Origin of the sequence: Paenibacillus taichungensis (assembly GCF_003287275.1) — a bacterium.
Taxonomy (GTDB): domain Bacteria; phylum Bacillota; class Bacilli; order Paenibacillales; family Paenibacillaceae; genus Paenibacillus; species Paenibacillus taichungensis_A.
Genome location: NZ_QEVW01000009.1, coordinates 80,177 through 98,915, shown reverse-complemented (window position 1 = coordinate 98,915; position 18,739 = coordinate 80,177). Strand labels below are relative to the sequence as shown.

Sequence of the window (18,739 nt, the reverse complement as noted above, 5' to 3'; positions counted from 1 at the left end):
AGGCGGGAGCAGAAGGCTGAAAATAATAAGCTCATATCCTGTTCGTTAAGCACTTGTTTAGTGCTAAAAAGATTAGATCATGTTTGTGCTTTGCTTTATTAACGGGCGAATGGGATCATGAAGAAATAGCTGAGTGTTGCCACTGCCCCAAGTCCGATGGACCACGCACCCGCCGTTTTCCGGCCATTGACGTAAGCATAGTAACCAAGTACGGCTGCAGCTGGACCAAGGACAATGGACCACATAAATAAGGATGCGATACCAAAGGCCAGCCCCATATATCCAGAGATACGGCCAGTAGATTTCATAACACCGTCACCGTCATCTTCACGCTTAACAGGAGTATGATCTGTTCTTTCCGTAGGTTCTGTTCGAATAGAACCTGTTGGGGGCGCTACCTCTGCGCCATACTCTTCTCTGTGGCTACGTCTTGGATAGTCTACACGTTGACGCTGCTTTTCATCTAGCGGAGTCGATTTTGGACGTTGGAACGATTGATCATCTCTACGGTCATTATTCAATGCAAAGCACCTCCATATAAATGGGAATGACTGCTCATTTCGGTTTGAATGTGTGACAGCAAGTCGCAGATGAAGTACGGGCATGATCGTGATGATCGGAATCAAAAGTCTCTCCGGCAAATTCCTCATGTAAACGACGGGTGGCATGTTGGTCAATGTCAATCATGATGGCATCAGCCTGGCAGAAATTGTTTTCTCCCCAAAAGTGGCAGTTAGCAACACTGCATTTGACGATCGGCTTCTCTTGGCTCATTTTTATCACCTCGACATCTATTGTCTCCGCACCGTAAATCGGCTATTCTCCAACGAAATGCCAGATGATGACATGATCCTTTATCTACAAATGCCAGTTGAAGAAAACGCAAAAAAACCGCCCACAAGGGCGGTTTTGTCCAATTCGTATATAAGTTGAAAATGTAATTACGCGTGATTGCGTTGGTTTTGCATCCGACGCTGCGTCAGATAGTCACTTTCATAAAAGGCCAAATCATCGCGCAATTCTTCGTACGTTTTTGATATCTCAAGAATGACATCACGTACTGCACGAATTGGTTTATCACGGAAACGGATTGCATCCTGACCAGTGTAAGCATATCTTCCATCTTCGGAGTAACATTCATTTTTGGGATAAAAAAAGCTGTTTATACTTTGATGATATGTGTTATAGAGAGCCTTTTCGGCAAAATCGACATCAAAATTGGCACGACGCAGCACAACGCCAAGTTTTTCGTAAGAAACTTCAGAAAAAACGAGCAAATGACGGAGATCCGAAAGAAATCCTTTGTAGAAGGCTGATGACTCCTCCGTCTGATTCTGATCCAGTTCAGGCAAGGCATTTTCATTCAAAAATTTTTCGATCCGATCGATAGCCGGTTTTAACTTTTCCCTAGTTGACTCACATGTTTTCTGTACATTGGCTGCTGACATAAAGGTAGCTCCCCCTTAAATAAGTCCTTACATATAGATCGGCCAACGGGAGGTTCTCCCCTGACCTTGAATTCTCAGGTACTATCCTACCATAAAAAGATGACGAGCGGTATCCCTTAATCAGGCTTTCCCTTTCTGTTCCTGAACATGCCCTTTATACATTGCTCACCTGATGTTCATCTGCATAAAAATAACCGCTTTTCCTAACGATAGATATATCCAGTGACAACGATGATATCAGAGCACTGTAAGATGATTTTCAAAATAAACGAGGAGGTTCCATCCTTATGTCCAGACCGAAATGGGTTAACTGGGCCATTGCCGCGGGTGCGGGCGCACTTGCCTTGACGCTTTTGCTTCCAACGTCCAATCGCCCTGTTCCTGCTCCAAGTGCCATGCCCGATTCTCCACACGAGGAACATGCGAGCAAACAACGTCTTAAAGTCCAGGATGTAAAGTCAACCGATCTGCTGACCCGTGCAGATGCCAAACAGCACCTTAGCATCATGCTAGAGAAGACCTCCAAAATGAATGATGTGCAAATAAGCCAATACGTTAAAGAGCTACAAAAAACACATGATCATATACGATCTATTGATGTAATGAATACCAAAGGATCACGCAGTCGGCACTTTGACAAAACAGCAGCAAAAGGAAGCAAAATGGAACAGCAAAAGCTGGAGCATTCTCTCGCCTTAGCCAAGAAAGCAGTGAGCAAACGTCAAAGCTTCGAATCTTCTTCCTTTCCTCTCGGCAAGGAAAAGTTTTTTGTTATGGCGCAGCCCTCCAAGGATGGAGAACGTGCCGTCATTGCTCTGTTTAGCCAAAATGTACTGAATGCCGTGGAACAGCATCAGCGCAAAAATTTGCGCATGATCCCTTATCCTCGTGAAGGTAAATTTAAAATCGAGTCAGTGCACCCTGACACCCTTAAAGAAATCACTGTAAAAACAGGACATGATAATGCCAATGCCAGCCATTTTTACGAAAATGAAATCGTTATCCGGTTCCGTCAGGATCCAGGTGAACGGGATATGCGCATCATTAAATCTGACCTGCGGACGCAATCGGCACGCAAGCTGGGATACACGTATGTTTTTCGGTCGGAACATATGAATTATGAACAATTACATGCTTATTTCGAACGTAAATGGAATCCGCTGTATATGGAACCCCACTACATGTATTTAACCAATGAGACCGTTCCTGAACAAAAAGATGTAACCGTGCCCAATGATATTTTGTTTTCCGATTACCAATGGAACCTGCCCGCCATTGAGACTAACCGTGGCTGGAATATTACGAAGGGCAACAAGGATGTTATCGTTGCGGTGGTAGACACCGGCGTTGATCTGACTCATCCCGATCTGAAGGGTAAGCTACTGAAAGGTTATAATGTTGTCGATCCGGCGAGCCAACCGCTTGATGACGTAGGCCATGGTACACATGTAGCAGGCATCATTGGCGCTGTTGTGAATAACAACGAAGGTGTAGCAGGCATGAGCTGGTATAACAAGGTACTGCCTGTTAAAGTGCTGGATAATTCGGGTTCAGGCACAACCTATGCTGTGGCCGAAGGCATCATTTGGGCTGCTGATCATGGAGCCAAGGTCATTAATATGAGTCTGGGTAACTATGCCGATGCCCAATTTCTTCATGATGCTATCAAATACGCTTTTGATCGCGACATTGTATTAATTGCAGCGACCGGTAACGATAATACGGAGCGTCCGGGATACCCTGCCGCTTATCCAGAAGTATTTGCGGTATCCGCTACGGATGCTGACATGAACAAAGCTTCCTATTCCAACTACGGGGATTACGTCGATGTGACGGCTCCAGGGACCAGCATTGCAAGTACGTATCCGAACAACCAATATGCAGCCTTGTCCGGAACGTCGATGGCAAGCCCCCATGTGGCGGCACTTGCAGGCTTGATTCGCTCACTCAACCCTGATTTGACGAACACAGAAGTCATGGATCTCATGCGTCAAAGCGTCATAGATCTGGGAGACCCAGGTCATGACAAGTATTTCGGTTATGGTCAGATCGATGTGTTTAAAGCATTGGAGGCGGCCTCTGGCAACAGTGCCCCACTTCAATTCTGGCCACAACATGTGAGACAACAAATGGACAATACAATGAAAAGGTACATCAAACAATAACCGTACACTGTATAAAAAAAAAACAAAAGCAGCTGCGCCCCGGGGCGTATGCTGCTCTTTGGTATATTTACCTATTCCCCCGGGGCACCCGCTGCGACTAGCGTTTGCGGGATGTTGTGAGGGATTTGCTTGATTTTTTCACGGATTTTTTCTTCCCGTTGTAGCTTGAAACATAACAAGGATCTTCTTCTTTGACCACGACAGGATACATGTGATGATGGATTGGCACACAGTGATGTTTTTTGATGACTTCAATCGGGTGAATTACGGGTACGATTTGTGGGATGTAGTAATCTTCAACAACCTGGATAGGGTCACATACAATCGGACAAAGCGGTGGACAGAAATGGTTCATTTCAAACCAACTCCCTTTCAAGTGATACTATAACGTATTGCACTGGGTCCGATGTGGATTGGATGTATGTCCGTGTTCCGAAAAATTATATAAGCGGGAGCCTGTCCGCCGATGTCCCACCCTGTTGCGGTGTAATGTTCTTAATGACCATGCATAATACCCGCAGCCCTTCACATAACAGCTCCTGATTCGTAACCGTGAAGCAAATCCTTAGACTCGCCGTATCCGTTTCCCCCACATAACAAGCAGAGCCCGGCAAAAAAGAAACACCTGCAGAAAGTGACTGGCGATGCAGCTCACGCATATCCAAACCATCTGGCAATTGCAGCCACAAGTTTAGTCCTCCATCAGGCAAAGTCCAGTACATCCCGGGAGAACCTTGTTCCTCCAGTACCGCTGATGCGGCCAGCAGCCGGGAATATAACTCATCTCTCAATCGCGCTGTATACGCACTGTATTGATGTTGTATAAACGATTGCAAGGCCTTTTGTGTAAGCAGCGGACTCCCGAGATCTGCAGTGGATTTGGCTGCAACAAGTCGGGTGAGCACACTTCCGTCTGCAACTGCACACGCTACACGGCAGCCAGGAGACAGTACTTTGCTGAAGCTTTTGATATATATCACATGGCCCGTCCCATCCATCGATTTAATGGAAGCAGGTGGAGGATCACGGAAATACAGATCGGCGAACGGATCATCCTCCAGGATGAGACAATGATAACTCTGAGCAAGGTTAAGCAGTTGCGCACGCCGTTTGGCACTCATCGTAATGCCCGTAGGATTGTGAAACGTAGGAATCGTGTATATCAACTTTGGCGGGTATGTATCACACAATCGGGTTAACAAATCAATACGCATACCATCGTCATCCATCGGCACCGTAATAATCTTCGCTCCTCTGCTTGTGAACACATCAATGGCTCCCGTATAGCTCGGTGCTTCCATGTAAACGACGTCACCAGGACCAACAAACGTACGCGCGACAAGATCGATCCCCTGCTGGGTACCGCTCGTAATCAGCATTCGTTCAGGCATTACCCGCAAACCTCTTTCTGCAAAATGCCCAGAAAACGTCTGACGCAATTCCCTATCTCCCTGAAAGGACCCGTAGGCAGCCATGCGCTCTGGATGATTCGAGGAAAGTCGGTATGCACTATCGATAATCTCTCGCGTTGGCAACAATTCAGGCTGAATTGCCGACATATGCAGCTCATATTTAACTTGTGGAGATGCGTCAAAATGTCTCCAGAGCTGAGCTCGGGGCAAATAATCCACAAGAGCCATCTGCCAGTTCCAAGGTGTGCTGGATTCATTCTTTGCATGAGTACGGTGATTTCTCTCCATATCCTCCGTTTTCTCCAGTTCTTGCGCCCCCCGTACGTAACATCCCTTCCCCTGGGAACATGTAACCAGCTGTATGGCTTCGAGCTCGGCATAAGCTTTGGACACGGTGACCAGGCTGACGCCCAGATCAGTCGTCATTTTACGAACCGACGGCAGACGGGTTCCAGGCTCAATTAGTCCAGACCTTATTCGGTCAGCAAGTGTAAGGGCGATCTGAACATACAATTTGGTGCTGCTTCCCCGTTTCAATTCAATATGCACACCTGCACCCTCCCAACTGTTATGATCAGCATTTTACTGTTATACTGCATTCCGTCTATTATAGTTTATAATATCAGTATAACAGTGAATAACAGGAGATGAGAATAATATGAATATCCCTTGGTCCAAAATGGCACAAAATACCCCGTCCTCTGTCGTTCGCGACATGTTACAGGCTGCACAGGCGCCTGGAATGATTTCTCTGGCCGGCGGTTTACCTGCCCAGTCATCATTCCCGCTTGAGGCCATCCGTGACGCATACGAAAAGGTATTCATGGGTGGTTCGGCTGCTCTTCAATATGCAGAAACAGAAGGTTTCCGACCATTACGTGCCAAAATTGCAGAACGTCTTGAATCCAAGGGCATTCCCGCTTCACCTGACCATATGCTTCTGACTACCGGTTCCCAGCAATCCATTGACTTGGTATGCCGAATTTTGCTCGATCCAGGCGACAGCGTACTGGTTGAATCACCAACCTATCTGGCTGCTCTTCAAGTCATTCATTCCTATCAGGCTGAGGCACACGGTGTTACCTGTGATGATGACGGAATGTTACCTGAATCCCTGGAGGAACAGCTACAACTGCATCGACCAAAGCTCGTTTACATTAACCCTACGTTCTCCAACCCGTCAGGTAAAGTATGGAGTCGCACCAGACGGCAACAAGCCGTGGATCTGTGCCGGAAATATGGCGTACTGATTCTGGAAGACGATCCTTATGGTGAAATCCGCTTTAAACCGGAACAACTGGATGCCCCTGCACTGGCGCAATTGGATGCAGAATCCTATGAGGGTCCATCCAATGTCATCTATACCAGCACATTCTCCAAAACAGTAGCACCAGGTCTCCGCACAGGCTGGATACTGGCTGCTCCGGATGTTATCAAAATTGCTGCACGGGCCAAACAAGGGGCAGATTTGCACTCCAGCAGCATCGACCAAAGAGCACTTCATGCACTACTGGAGTCTTTCGATCTGGACGTTCATATTCGCACTATCTCACAGGATTATGAACAACGGATGAAAAAAATGACCACTCTCATGGCTGCAAAATCGTGGGAAGGCATCTCTTGGAACTCACCTCAGGGCGGAATGTTCCTATGGCTGCAACTGCCTGAGGGTATGCTGGCCAGCAACCTGTTTACCTATGGAATTCAAGAGAAAGTATGTATTGTACCAGGGGATTCCTTCTATGCGGGTACACCAGAGCTGAACCGTATGCGAATCAACTTTACTCATACTGATCCAGATCTGCTTCCCGAAGCTGTAGAGCGTATGGATCGTGCCATTCAACGCTGGCATGCATCATTACAGTCGGACAGTGTAGTTACACTGTAACGAACTGTCATCCACTGTATCATTAGGAACAATTTCTCATTCTTGAATAACAACAAAAATAAGGCGCCAGATTCGAGCAATCTCGAAGTCTGACGCCTTATTTATATGACCTGCTGTGCAGGAATTCTTTTGAAGTTTAGTTTAATCGCGTCCTTCTGATCAGTCAGGCACATCAGGTACAATCGATCTGTTTGCCCGTGACTGATAGTGGACTGTACTTGTTACTGTTGTGTTGTAGTTAGGAAAGCTTACCGTAAGCCGGGTTCTGTGCTCTTCGTGGTTCAGACGGGAACTACCCTCCCACCACAAGCGACAATCATCTATCTAGGCCATACATTGCTGCACAGCTCAAGCGACCAACCTAGACACACCTCGGGCTAAGGCTGCCTTCTCCGAAGAGTTGACTGTGTCCCATTAGGTCTTGCTCCAGATGGGGTTTACCAGGAACGAAGTCACCAGCGTTCCTCGGGGTCTCTTACACCTCGGTTCCATCCTTGCCTGTGCCGGAAAATCCGGCCATCGGCGGTCCATTTCTGTGGCACTATCCTTCAACTCGCGCTGACTGGACGTTATCCAGCATCCTGCCCTGTGGAGCCCGGACTTTCCTCTCGTGGCAACGAGGCCACCAGCGATTGTCTGTCAAGCTTTCCGAACAACATTACATAGTATACAGGCATTTGAGTTTACAAACAAGCTTAATCTTACTGGAAGCAATAAACTCGAGTGCTTTTAGATAAACTGGAAAACTTCCGTATTTACCTCGGATGCGGTCACTTGCGTGTCATAACGTTTGTCTTCCAAGCGTAAACGCAGCCAGTCCGCAGTTTTTGGTTTCATGATTTTCTCGGCATTATGCCCGGCGTCAATAATACACATGCCCGCCATCAGCGCATCGTGAGCCGTATGATAATCAATGTCTCCAGTTACGATAACATCGGCACCTTTGAACCGAGCTGGAAGGGTATATCGGCTGCCCGAACCGCCAAGCACTGCTGCTTTTTTGATTTGCCGATTGAGATCGCCTACTACCCTAACGTATGGCACATTCAGTTGGGCCTTAACGACCTCCACCAGCTCACCGAGTGTCTTTGGTTGTTTGAGTGGTCCCAAGCGCCCTAGACCAAGCGTACGGCCTTTTAAATCCATTGCATATAGGTCATAGGCCACTTCCTCATATGGATGAGCCTTAAGCATCGCTTGTACAACCTTGCTGCGCAGACTCTGCGGTACGATGGTCTCAATCCGCATTTCCTCTACACGCTCCATCTGTCCCTCTGTACCGATGAAAGGTTGTGTCCCCTCTCCCGGTACAAAAGTACCTGTGCCCTCCGTATTGAAGCTGCACTTGTTGTACTGCCCAATACTGCCAGCGCCGGCTTCGAGAATCGCCTGGAGTACCTGCTCATGATGGGTGCGAGGTACAAATACAGCCAGTTTGAACAAATGATCTGTATGTACATCCTCAAGTGATTCCTTGCTCTCAATTCCAATTGCCTCGGCCATCCAGTCATTCATGCCGCCTTCAGCCACATCCAGATTGGTATGACTGATGTACACCGCAATATCATGCTTGATTAGCTTCTCGTACAGTTTTCCCATGGGTGTGTCTGTGTTTAGCGATTTGACCGGGCGGAAAATGATGGCATGGTGCGCAATAATCAGATTGGCTCCAATCCGAATGGCCTCGTCTACAACTTCGTTCGTAACATCAAGCGCGATAAGAACGTGCGTAATTTCCTTTTGCAAACTGCCAAGTTGAAGACCAATCCGATCGTCCGGCACGGCCAGATGTTTGGGAGCAAGCTGCTCCATCAATTGAATTACAGTTTGACCTTTGGCAAACATGAGAGTACCTCCTTCAAGTTCACAATAAGACCTTCCACCTCAGCCGCCTTGTCCCGTGAAGACTCCTGATCGGATTTGGAGATGGACTGCACTACACTTTGCAGCTTGACGATTTCGCTTTCCCATTTGGCAAAAAACACATCCGTTGGACGGTCAGTTAAATAAGGCCCCATGCGGAGCAGCAAATCTGAAGTCAATTCCACTCCGCCTTCAAGCGGTCGTGCCCGATACACTTCCTCATTGGCAATCGGACTGAGTTCTTGCGGCATTGCTGTAATAATCTCGTACACTTTGCCATCTTCCTCAAGCAGCTGTTCTGCAACAACCACCCAGTGATGCTCCAACAACCAACGTCTGAGAATATCCTCACCAACATTAGGCTGCAAAATAAGGAGCTTGACCTCATCCAGTTTGGAGAGGCCACGATCCAGAATGGAGGCAATGAGAGCCCCTCCCATACCGGCAATGGTGATAACATCGACTTCTCCCGCAGAGATGACATCCAAGCCATCTCCACGACGTACTGTAATTCGTTCCTTCAGGCCTGCATCGCTGACTTGCTTGCGTGCAGCTTCATAAGGGCCAGGATTGACTTCTCCGGCTACTGCACCTGCTGCTTTCCCGCTGCGTACTGCCGCTACCGGAAGCAAAGCGTGGTCTGAGCCAATGTCAGCCAAACGGCTGCCTTCGGGAATTTGATCATGTATCCGCTGTAATCGATTCGAAAGTTTCATGAAGCACCTACACCATTCATTTAATTTATTGATTTGCATTGAACAACAAAAAGCGATAAAATGAAATCCAATAAAACATTTCAAGGATGAATTACCAAAACCAAGAAATTCAGATATTCAATTTAAAAATAAAGGAGACCCCGCCGCCGCTTAAGCGTCTTGCGGAAAGTCTCCCATAGTGATTTATTCGAGGAAATCTTTAAGCCGTTTACTGCGGCTAGGGTGACGCAATTTACGAAGAGCCTTGGCTTCAATTTGACGAATACGCTCACGCGTAACACCAAATACCTTGCCCACTTCTTCCAGCGTTCTTGTACGTCCGTCGTCCAGACCAAAACGCAGACGAAGCACGTTCTCTTCACGCTCAGTCAATGTATCCAGGACATCCTCGAGCTGTTCTTTCAGCAACTCATAAGCAGCAGCATCCGCCGGAGCCAATGCTTCCTGATCCTCGATGAAATCACCCAGATGAGAATCATCTTCCTCACCAATTGGTGTTTCCAGGGAAACCGGTTCCTGAGCAATCTTCGTAATCTCACGAACTTTCTCCACACTCAGATCCATCTCGGCAGCGATTTCTTCTGGTGTCGGTTCACGCCCAAGTTCCTGCAACAGCTGACGGGATACCCGGATCAGCTTATTGATCGTCTCCACCATGTGCACAGGGATACGAATCGTACGTGCTTGGTCCGCAATTGCACGGGTGATCGCTTGGCGAATCCACCATGTCGCATACGTACTGAATTTATAACCCTTTTTATGGTCGAACTTCTCAACCGCTTTGATCAGACCCATGTTACCTTCCTGAATCAGATCCAGGAACAACATTCCACGTCCAACATAACGCTTGGCGATACTGACCACGAGACGAAGGTTAGCTTCAGCCAAACGACGTTTCGCTTCTTCATCCCCGTTTTCAATCCGTTTAGCCAGTTCTACTTCGTCATCCGCAGACAACAAAGGCACACGACCAATTTCTTTGAGATACATACGAACAGGGTCGTTAATTTTGATTCCTGGTGGAAGGCTCAGATCATCATCAAAGTGGAATTCATCGTCTCCCTCTCTGGTGTTGTTCTCGGAATCTTCACTAGGGCGAAGGGTTACCTCTTCATCATTTTCGTTCACGACATCAATACCCAGGTCGCTCAGTTGTTCATAGAACTCATCCATCTGCTCTGCATCTTGCTCAAATGGGGAGAGTTTTTCTATAATTTCCTTGTAGTTCAATGAAGCTCTTTTCTTACCTGATTCAATCAATTGATCCTTAACCTGATCCAGTGTCAATTCTGTTTCTAGTTCAGTATGCTGATCATTCGCCATAACTCGACTCCCTCCTCCCTAGAAACATCCAACATTCAGACGTTCACTGTCTCTCTAGGGCAATCATTTCAATTGCAATTTGTGCCGCGCGTACAGAATCACCTGCCCGCTCTGCAGCAATCATTTCTTCTTTTTTCAGGTCGTACTCTTTCTTACGCGGATATTTCAGCACTTCCCTGATGCAATCGTCGAGCACCTGAATATTCCAATCACCTGGACCATCCATCATCGAGATTGAACTGACCGTCTTTTCCAGTCGGTCGTCATGCAGTGAAGACATAAAACGGCTTGTATCCGACGGTTTGCCTTGCGCATAATAGGCATATAGATAAGCAGCAATAGCTGCATGATCATCCAAGTTAAAAGCTTCACCAAGATGCTCATTCACGTACTGGGCAGCCTCATCATCCTGAAGCATCCAGGCGAGCAGTTTGCGTTCAGCAGCGTGGTAAGCCGGCAACAGATTGGGTGTAGGCACCTGCCTATTTTGTTGCCTACCATTATTCCACCTTTTCGGGTTATTATCCCCAAACTGGAGGTTATTTTTCATGGCCTCCCGTTCTTCATTACACTCCTGCTTCAGTGTTTCAAATGATACATCCACTTCTGCAGCCAGTTCCCGCAGATATACTTCCCGTTCTGTAGGAGAAGACAAAGGAGCAATAAGTTTGACCGCTTCCTTGGAATAAGCGATCTGTCCGCCGCCTTCTAGCAGTATATGGTTTTTTTTAAGGTTTATAAGCTTAAATTTTGTAGTCGTTACGGCGCCGTCCACAATCTGGTTTCGGAACCGCTCGCCACCATGCTTGCGGATAAAATCATCAGGGTCGAGCCCATCCGGTATCAGAGCAATTTTGACCTGCAATCCCGCTTCCTCAAGAATAGGGAAGTTTTTGAGTGCCGCAGCCTGTCCGGCTCGATCGCCGTCATAACATACGATAACTTCATCACACATGCCTTTAAGCATCAATGCCTGATTTTCAGTAAGCGCGGTACCCATTGCCGCTACACCATTCTGAATATCCTGATCCCAGGCGGAGATAACATCGCCATACCCTTCGAACAATATGGCCTGCCTTTGTTTGCGAATTGCATTTTTGGCATGATGCAGATTGTAGAGAACACGGCTTTTGTTAAATAACCGGGTTTCCGGTGAATTTAGATACTTCGGTTGCCCGTCTCCCAAAATGCGACCTGCAAATGCAATCGGCTTTCCGCTCCTGCCATTGATCGGAAACATGACCCTGTCCCGAAAACGGTCCACATACCCCTGACCTTCGTTTCGCGGTGACAGTAAACCACCCTTTTCCATCTCTTCAAGCGGAAATTCGCGCTTTTCCAGAAATTGTACCAAGGTATCCCAGCGATTAGGCGCATAGCCAATCTGGAATTGATCAATGAGTTTGTCGCTAAACCCACGTGAGCGTAAATATTCCATAGCCACTTTACCATGCTCTGTATTTTTCAATAAGAAATGATACAGCTTTGCGGTAAGCTCATATGCTTCCAATAAACGTTCGGTTTCTGGATTAACATGAGCCGATTCCCTCCCTTGCCAGTCCCCCATTGAAATGTGGCTTTCTTCTGCCATCGTCTTGACAGCCTCGGGAAAGGATAACCCTTCGATTTCCATCCTGAATTTGATGGCATTTCCACCCGTGCCGCAACCGTAGCAATAGAAAATTTGTTTCTCAGGCGTTACTGTAAACGAAGGCGTCTTCTCAGAATGAAAAGGACAGAGGCCTTTCATATATTTCCCCTGTTTGGTCAGATGTACAAATCGGCTCACCGTATCGACGATATCATGCTGCTGTAACACCGATTCAATAATGCTTTCGGGTATACCGCCTTGTCCGGTACTCATCTTGGTCCACCTTCATCTCTTTAACACGTAAATATTATTCGATAAACTTACACATTCTCCTGCAAATCTTTCAAAAGTTTTGTCAGTTTATGTTGAAAAATTTCCCGATCCTGCTCTGTGAAAGGCTTTGGGCCTTTTCCATAATGCCCTCTTTTTCGTGCTTTGGCCGCAGTATGACGGGAATCCAGCATGAAATCAATGTCACGATCATTAAATTCACGACCACGAAATGATAAAACATAACAACGTTTGCCAAGTGCGAGCGCCGCCAGTCCATAATCCTGTGTAATGACCACATCGTATGGCTTGATGTGATTGGCAATGTAAAGGTCTGCACTCTGATCACTTCGATCCACCTGAACGGTGCGTACTCCTTCTCCGCCTTGAAGAAAATGGTCAAATGAAGAAACCATCAATACAGGAACTTTGAATCGGAGAGCTGTTTCTGCGATCTCAGCCTTGACCGGGCAAGCATCACCATCCACAACAATATGGCGTACATTCAACTCACTCAAAGCCAGACCACCCGGTTTCATAAAATATCTGCATATTGTAATATACGACCCCAGCCAGTCAAAATCCTTCTGACTGGTCTATGGAAATCAAAGGCTAAAATACGGAACGGCTGTAAATATAAATTTTTCACAATCCGTTCCGTATATTTATACCCTCATATATCCTTCTTTAATACTGAATTTATGCTTTGCCGCAGATCTGTCCACTCGGAGCAGAAAAGGACTCGACTACCAGACCAATTTGGAGAAATCAGCAAAAGCTTTCAGATCACGGTCAATGGCTGCAAGCAGTGCCAGACGATTCGCCCGTACAGCCTCATCTTCAGCCATAACCATAACCGAATCGAAGAATACAGTGATAGCTTCCTTCCAAGCCGATGCAATCGCGAGCGCTTCAGCAGCAGCATGCTGAGACAATACCTGACGATATTCCTCATTGGTTTTACTCCATGCCTCATGCAGCTGGCGTTCCCCTTCTTCTGTGAAAAGTTCTGCATGAACCGAAGCATTGGATGCTTTGGCAGCCAGATTACCGACACGGTTGAAGGATTCGACAGTTGTTTTGAAGGCATCTCCCGTTTGGACAGCTGCCATAAGTGCTTCACCTTTTGGAACTACCGCGCTGATATCATCAAATCCGGAAGAAATCACTGCGTCCACAACATCATAACGAACCGTTTCCGACAACAGTTTTTTCACTCGAAGACCAAAGAAGTCCTGTAAATCTTTACGCACCTCTTCATCCGCACGTTTCAACAGGTTCATCTGAGCATGAACTTGAAGTGCAACGCCGAATACATCGGACAATGTCAGCGGAAGATTGTGATCCAGCAAAATTTGTACGATACCTGCTGCCTGACGACGCAGTGCGTATGGATCTTGAGAACCTGTAGGAATGATATTGATCGAGAAACAACCTACAATTGTATCCATTTTATCCGCAGCACTCACAATAGCACCAACGAGGGAAGCAGGAGATTGATCCCCGGCGAAACGTGGCTGATAGTGCTCAAACACCGCTTTGGAAACTTCTTCCTTTTCACCAGCTTTACGGGCATAATCCTCACCCATCACACCTTGCAGCTCAGGGAATTCGCCCACCATAAGTGTAACAAGGTCGAATTTGCAGATATCCGCAGAACGATTCACCGCTTCGGCTACATCAGCTGGTACTTGCAGCTTGCTAGCCAGACCATCCGCAATTTTGCGAATACGGCGAACTTTATCTCCAACCGTTCCCAGCTCTTCCTGGAAGACGATACTTTCCAATTTCGATAATGCATCCTTGATCTCCAGCTTCTGGTCTTCCTCGTAGAAGAACTTGGCATCAGACAGACGTGCACGAAGTACCTTTTCGTTCCCTTTTGCAATGACATCCAGTGAATCGCTGCCGCCGTTGCGAACCGTAACGAAGTATGGCAACAATTGTCCATCATTATCAAGCACAGGGAAGTAGCGTTGATGCTCGCGCATCGAAGTAATCAGTACCTCTTGTGGAATATTCAAAAATGAAGATTCGAATGTTCCAAATAGCACCGTTGGTGTTTCAACCAGGAACAGAACCTCTTCCAGCAAATCTTCCTTGATCGCAATATCCCATTTTTTCTCGGCAGCCAGTGCCTGGATCTGGGATACAATCATCTGCTCACGTTCTTTGATATCCGCAATGACGTGCTCGGAACGAAGCACTTCCACATACGAAGCGGGATCCGAAATAACCGCCTCTTTTCCGAGGAAACGATGTCCACGTGTTACATTGCCAGACTTTACGCCTGCAACTTCCAACTCAATCACATCGCTGCCCAGCAGAGCAACAATCCAGCGAATCGGACGTACAAATTTAAAATCATACGAAGCCCAACGCATGAATTTCGGGAACGTCATGGCATGCAGTATAGCCAGCAAACCCTGACCGATTACAGAGGAAGTTTCCACGCCTTTGCTGCTCTTGGTCGCATAGATATATTCCACGCCGCTCAGTTCCTTGAATGTGAACTGATCCGGTTCAACACCCTGGCTGCGGGCAAATCCGAGTGCAGCTTTACTCCAGTTGCCACTGTCGTCCAGTGCAATTTTACGGGAAGGTCCTTTAACTTCTTCCTCCACGTCCTCCTGCTTCTCGGCAACATCTTTGATCAAAACAGCCAGTCGACGTGGTGTCGCATAGGCATTCACTTCACCATAAGCAATACGAGATGCATCCAGCCATTTCACGACACGGTCTTGCAGCTGTTCAATTGCTGCTCGCATGAAGCGTGCAGGCACTTCTTCCAGACCAATTTCAAATAACAGATCCTTAGACATGCTCAGCTCCCCCTTTCTTGATCAGCGGGAAGCCGAGCTTCTCACGCTCTTCCACATATGTTGCAGCCACTTGACGAGCCAGATTACGGACACGGGTAATGTACCCGGTACGCTCCGTTACACTGATTGCTCCGCGGGCATCCAACAGGTTGAACGTATGTGAACATTTCAACACATAGTCATATGCCGGGAAAACCAGATTCTGTGCCATAGCCTTGTTGGCTTCCTCTTCATGCATGTTGAAGAGCGTAAACAACATTTTGACATCAGATACTTCAAACGTATATTTGGAGTGTTCGAATTCAGGCTGACGGAACACATCACCATAATTAATGCCGTCTACCCATTCCAGTTCAAACACATTTTCTTTTTCCTGAATGTATGAAGCAAGACGCTCCATACCATACGTAATTTCAACCGCTACCGGATTCGTCTCGATTCCGCCGACTTGTTGGAAATACGTAAATTGGGTGATTTCCATACCGTCCAACCATACTTCCCAGCCGAGACCAGCACAGCCAAGAGAAGGGTTCTCCCAGTTGTCTTCAACAAACCGAATATCATGCTTGAGCGGATCAATGCCCAACTGTTTCAGACTTTCCAGGTAAATCTCCTGAATATTGTCCGGAGAAGGCTTGATAATAACCTGGAATTGATGATGCTGATAGAGACGGTTTGGATTTTCTCCATAACGGCCATCCGAAGGACGGCGGGAAGGCTCTACATAAGCTACTTTCCAAGGCTCGGGTCCAAGCGAACGCAAAAAGGTCATCGGGTTCATCGTACCTGCCCCTTTTTCCGTATCATAAGGTTGAACAATAATACAGTTGTGCTCGGCCCAGAATTGTTGCAGCGTGAGAATCATCTGCTGAAAATTCATAATCATGCTCCTTTTCGATGGTTTGTGATGAACAAGCCTAGAACGGTACAGACAATAAAAAGCCCCCGTCCTACGCCTGTTATACAGACATAGGGACGAGAGCTATTCCCGCGGTTCCACCCTACTTGGCTTAGATATAAACAGGAGATCCTGTCATTCAAGCCCACTTTTCCGTGTCATTCATGCTCCCGAGTGCCATTTCAAAGACCGATTCAACCCGGCTCCCACCATCCCCGGCTCGCTCACACAAGATTAGTAAGGTCAATTGACCTTCTCTGCTCTTGAATGTAATAAATCAAGTCTCCTACTTTCTCGTTCAATGCATGTCTCAAAAAGAGAAATTATAGTCCATAATATATAAAAATAAGTACGAAGTCAAGATATATTCCTTATTTCACATCAAGACGACTCAAATCCCGTACTTTTCCATTTGATCAAGAAAAGAACGGGATTTTAGATTCAAGCCAAGCTGATGATCCATAAAGGCCCGCATGATCTTTTTAATCTCATCCCGGGTGCCTTCACTCACCGATATATTACCAAGCCTTTGCAGATCCAGCTGTGCAAACAGACGTAAGAGCTTCAATGCTTTCGGACTCACGGACATCGCCGGAGGATCAAAGTGTTTGCAAGCACGACACAAAACGCCCCCAAGCCTTGGACTAACAAATAACTGTTCATCCGGACGCTCGTGACCGCAAGAAATGCAATCATCCAGCTGAGGTCCATACCCGGCTGCCTGTAATATTTTCATTTCATACAGGCTTGTTATGACGACCGGATCCTTCTCTTCCTTCAACGCCTGAAGACAGGCTTTCAACTGTTTGAACCAGAACGTACCTGTCTCTTCATCCTGCAACACACGATCCAGCAGTTCACAAGCATAAGATGCATAAGAAGCTTTTATTAGATCTTCACGCAGCTCATGATAAGATTCGATAATCTCACCTGCGTTGAGTGTTCCCAGACCAGTGTTACGAAAATATACATATTGACCGTACGTAAATGGCTGCACCAGTGCAGCATGTCGGCTTTTGGGCTTTTTGGCACCGCGGACGAGCACCCCTACTTTCCCGCCGCTTTCGGTGCAAAGCGTAATGATTTTGTTTCCCTCGCCGTAGTCCATGCTGCGGATGACAATCCCTTCCACCCTGTATAGCATGCCTCGTCACCTAACCATTCCCGAATTAGCCAATTAACCTTCGGCTTCTTCATCTTCAATCACTTCCCTTGCAGGTTCCGACTCCTGTCCCACCGAGTTACATGCCTCGGAATACAACAAATAGGATTCCACATCCCCCGTCATCGCAAAAACCTTCCACGAAAAATCTCGCATCGGAATTTCATCCTCTCTTCGGAAATGACGTCTGCTTCTACCAGATAGGATGGAGTCTTGCAAGGTAAACTATGTGTTGCAATTACTGGATACTACATTTATTATTCACGTCCGAAGCCAAGGTCGCGTAGTACACGCTCCTGGTTTCTCCAATCTTTCTTCACTTTAACCCACAGGTCCATGAAGATTTTGGAACCTAACAGGTTTTGAATATCCTGGCGGGCACGTTTCCCCACTTCTTTGAGCAAGGCACCCTGTTTACCGATAATGATTCCTTTTTGCGAATCACGCTCCACAAAAATGACAGCTGAAATATAAACGACGCCATTGTCCTGTACTTTCATATCCTCAATCGTTACAGCAATGGAGTGAGGCACTTCTTCGCGTGTCATTTGCAAAATCTTCTCCCGAATCAACTCGGCACAAACGAACTGCTCCGGATGGTCTGTAACCTGGTCATCTGGATAGTACTGCGGACCTTCCGGCAAATACTTGCCAAGCTGTTCAAGCAACGTGCTTACATTGCTGCCGAGCATGGCAGAAACAGGTACGATTTCAGCGAAATTGTGCAGTTTGCGATATTCCTCAATCAGCGGAAGCAGTGCTTCCGGCTCAATTTTATCAATTTTGTTCATGACAAGAATGACAGGCGTCCGTACATTTTTCAGTTGTTCTGCAATATAACGGTCACCACCGCCCATGCCTTCCGAGGCATCGATCAGGAACAGAGCAGCTTCAACTTCTCCGAGCGTGTTCAAAGCGGTCTGGTTCATGTAATCGCCCAGCTTGGATTGACGTTTGTGAATCCCTGGCGTATCCAGGAAAACGATTTGTTGTTGTTCCGACGTATATACACCATGTATCTTATTACGCGTCGTTTGTGGCTTGTCCGACATAATCGCAATTTTCTGTCCAATGACTTGGTTCATCAGTGTGGATTTACCTACATTGGGACGTCCAATAATGGCTACAAAACCGGATTTGAATGCTTGTTTTTTCATATGTTCCTCCTCAGGCGCCTAGGC

The 18,739-nt window shown here is 46.9% G+C and carries 17 protein-coding genes and 1 other RNA gene; 2 read left to right on the top strand and 16 right to left on the bottom strand.

Annotation, left to right across the window (positions count from 1 at the left end; all coding sequences use genetic code 11):
* Positions 1 to 98: 98 nt before the first annotated feature.
* The 3 genes from DC345_RS15215 to DC345_RS15205 all read right to left on the bottom strand — a co-directional run bounded on the left by DC345_RS15215 (position 99) and on the right by DC345_RS15205 (position 1,448).
* Positions 99 to 521, bottom strand: coding sequence for a hypothetical protein (locus tag DC345_RS15215; protein WP_113053829.1), 423 nt, complete (start codon positions 519 to 521; stop codon positions 99 to 101).
* A 34-nt stretch (positions 522 to 555) separates the two neighbouring features.
* Positions 556 to 774 carry a DUF1540 domain-containing protein gene (locus DC345_RS15210; RefSeq protein ID WP_064636410.1) on the bottom strand — a complete coding sequence of 73 codons (219 nt, stop codon included), beginning with the start codon at positions 772 to 774 and terminating at the stop codon, positions 556 to 558.
* 167 nt (positions 775 to 941) lie between these two features.
* Positions 942 to 1,448, bottom strand: a complete 507-nt coding sequence (locus DC345_RS15205; protein WP_063567014.1) for a YpuI family protein — start codon at positions 1,446 to 1,448, stop codon at positions 942 to 944.
* Between the two features lie 287 nt (positions 1,449 to 1,735).
* Here DC345_RS15205 and DC345_RS15200 point away from each other — a divergent pair, with 287 nt between their 5' ends.
* Positions 1,736 to 3,613 carry a S8 family peptidase gene (locus DC345_RS15200; RefSeq protein WP_113053828.1) on the top strand — a complete coding sequence of 626 codons (1,878 nt, stop codon included), beginning with the start codon at positions 1,736 to 1,738 and terminating at the stop codon, positions 3,611 to 3,613.
* A 97-nt stretch (positions 3,614 to 3,710) separates the two neighbouring features.
* Here the strand turns inward: DC345_RS15200 and DC345_RS15195 are convergent, their stop codons facing one another.
* Positions 3,711 to 3,968 carry a hypothetical protein gene (locus tag DC345_RS15195; protein ID WP_113053827.1) on the bottom strand — a complete coding sequence of 86 codons (258 nt, stop codon included), beginning with the start codon at positions 3,966 to 3,968 and terminating at the stop codon, positions 3,711 to 3,713.
* Between the two features lie 85 nt (positions 3,969 to 4,053).
* The gene (pdxR, locus tag DC345_RS15190) at positions 4,054 to 5,574 is read right to left on the bottom strand and encodes a MocR-like pyridoxine biosynthesis transcription factor PdxR (RefSeq protein ID WP_113053826.1); all 1,521 of its coding nucleotides are present in this window, start codon (positions 5,572 to 5,574) and stop codon (positions 4,054 to 4,056) included.
* Between the two features lie 109 nt (positions 5,575 to 5,683).
* Here pdxR and DC345_RS15185 point away from each other — a divergent pair, with 109 nt between their 5' ends.
* The gene (locus DC345_RS15185) at positions 5,684 to 6,913 is read left to right on the top strand and encodes an aminotransferase-like domain-containing protein (RefSeq protein WP_113053825.1); all 1,230 of its coding nucleotides are present in this window, start codon (positions 5,684 to 5,686) and stop codon (positions 6,911 to 6,913) included.
* 239 nt (positions 6,914 to 7,152) lie between these two features.
* Here DC345_RS15185 and rnpB read toward each other — a convergent pair.
* The 11 genes from rnpB to era form a co-directional block, all read right to left on the bottom strand.
* Positions 7,153 to 7,561: RNase P RNA component class A (gene rnpB, locus DC345_RS15180), an RNA gene on the bottom strand.
* 81 nt (positions 7,562 to 7,642) lie between these two features.
* On the bottom strand, positions 7,643 to 8,758 hold the full coding sequence (locus tag DC345_RS15175) for a Nif3-like dinuclear metal center hexameric protein (RefSeq protein WP_113053824.1): 1,116 nt from the start codon (positions 8,756 to 8,758) through the stop codon (positions 7,643 to 7,645).
* A complete protein-coding gene (locus DC345_RS15170) occupies positions 8,734 to 9,492 on the bottom strand; it encodes a tRNA (adenine(22)-N(1))-methyltransferase (protein ID WP_113053823.1) in 759 nt (252 codons plus the stop codon). The genes DC345_RS15175 and DC345_RS15170 overlap by 25 nt, the downstream gene beginning before the upstream one ends.
* Positions 9,493 to 9,675: 183 nt before the next feature.
* Positions 9,676 to 10,815 (bottom strand): RNA polymerase sigma factor RpoD, encoded by a 1,140-nt coding sequence (rpoD, locus tag DC345_RS15165; RefSeq protein WP_024628459.1) that lies wholly within the window; start codon positions 10,813 to 10,815, stop codon positions 9,676 to 9,678.
* A 43-nt stretch (positions 10,816 to 10,858) separates the two neighbouring features.
* A complete protein-coding gene (dnaG, locus tag DC345_RS15160) occupies positions 10,859 to 12,679 on the bottom strand; it encodes a DNA primase (protein ID WP_113053822.1) in 1,821 nt (606 codons plus the stop codon).
* Between the two features lie 47 nt (positions 12,680 to 12,726).
* Positions 12,727 to 13,215, bottom strand: coding sequence for a YaiI/YqxD family protein (locus DC345_RS15155; RefSeq protein ID WP_090901596.1), 489 nt, complete (start codon positions 13,213 to 13,215; stop codon positions 12,727 to 12,729).
* 207 nt (positions 13,216 to 13,422) lie between these two features.
* Positions 13,423 to 15,498, bottom strand: coding sequence for a glycine--tRNA ligase subunit beta (gene glyS / locus DC345_RS15150; RefSeq protein ID WP_113053821.1), 2,076 nt, complete (start codon positions 15,496 to 15,498; stop codon positions 13,423 to 13,425).
* Positions 15,491 to 16,378 carry a glycine--tRNA ligase subunit alpha gene (gene glyQ, locus DC345_RS15145; RefSeq protein ID WP_113053820.1) on the bottom strand — a complete coding sequence of 296 codons (888 nt, stop codon included), beginning with the start codon at positions 16,376 to 16,378 and terminating at the stop codon, positions 15,491 to 15,493. Before glyQ ends, glyS begins: the two co-directional genes overlap by 8 nt.
* Before the next feature lie 409 nt (positions 16,379 to 16,787).
* Complete coding sequence (gene recO, locus DC345_RS15140; protein WP_063567024.1) at positions 16,788 to 17,540, bottom strand: DNA repair protein RecO; 753 nt, start codon at positions 17,538 to 17,540, stop codon at positions 16,788 to 16,790.
* A gap of 33 nt (positions 17,541 to 17,573) precedes the next feature.
* On the bottom strand, positions 17,574 to 17,714 hold the full coding sequence (locus DC345_RS15135) for a YqzL family protein (protein ID WP_113053819.1): 141 nt from the start codon (positions 17,712 to 17,714) through the stop codon (positions 17,574 to 17,576).
* 101 nt (positions 17,715 to 17,815) lie between these two features.
* Positions 17,816 to 18,715 carry a GTPase Era gene (era, locus tag DC345_RS15130; protein ID WP_090901607.1) on the bottom strand — a complete coding sequence of 300 codons (900 nt, stop codon included), beginning with the start codon at positions 18,713 to 18,715 and terminating at the stop codon, positions 17,816 to 17,818.
* Positions 18,716 to 18,739 lie beyond the last annotated feature (24 nt).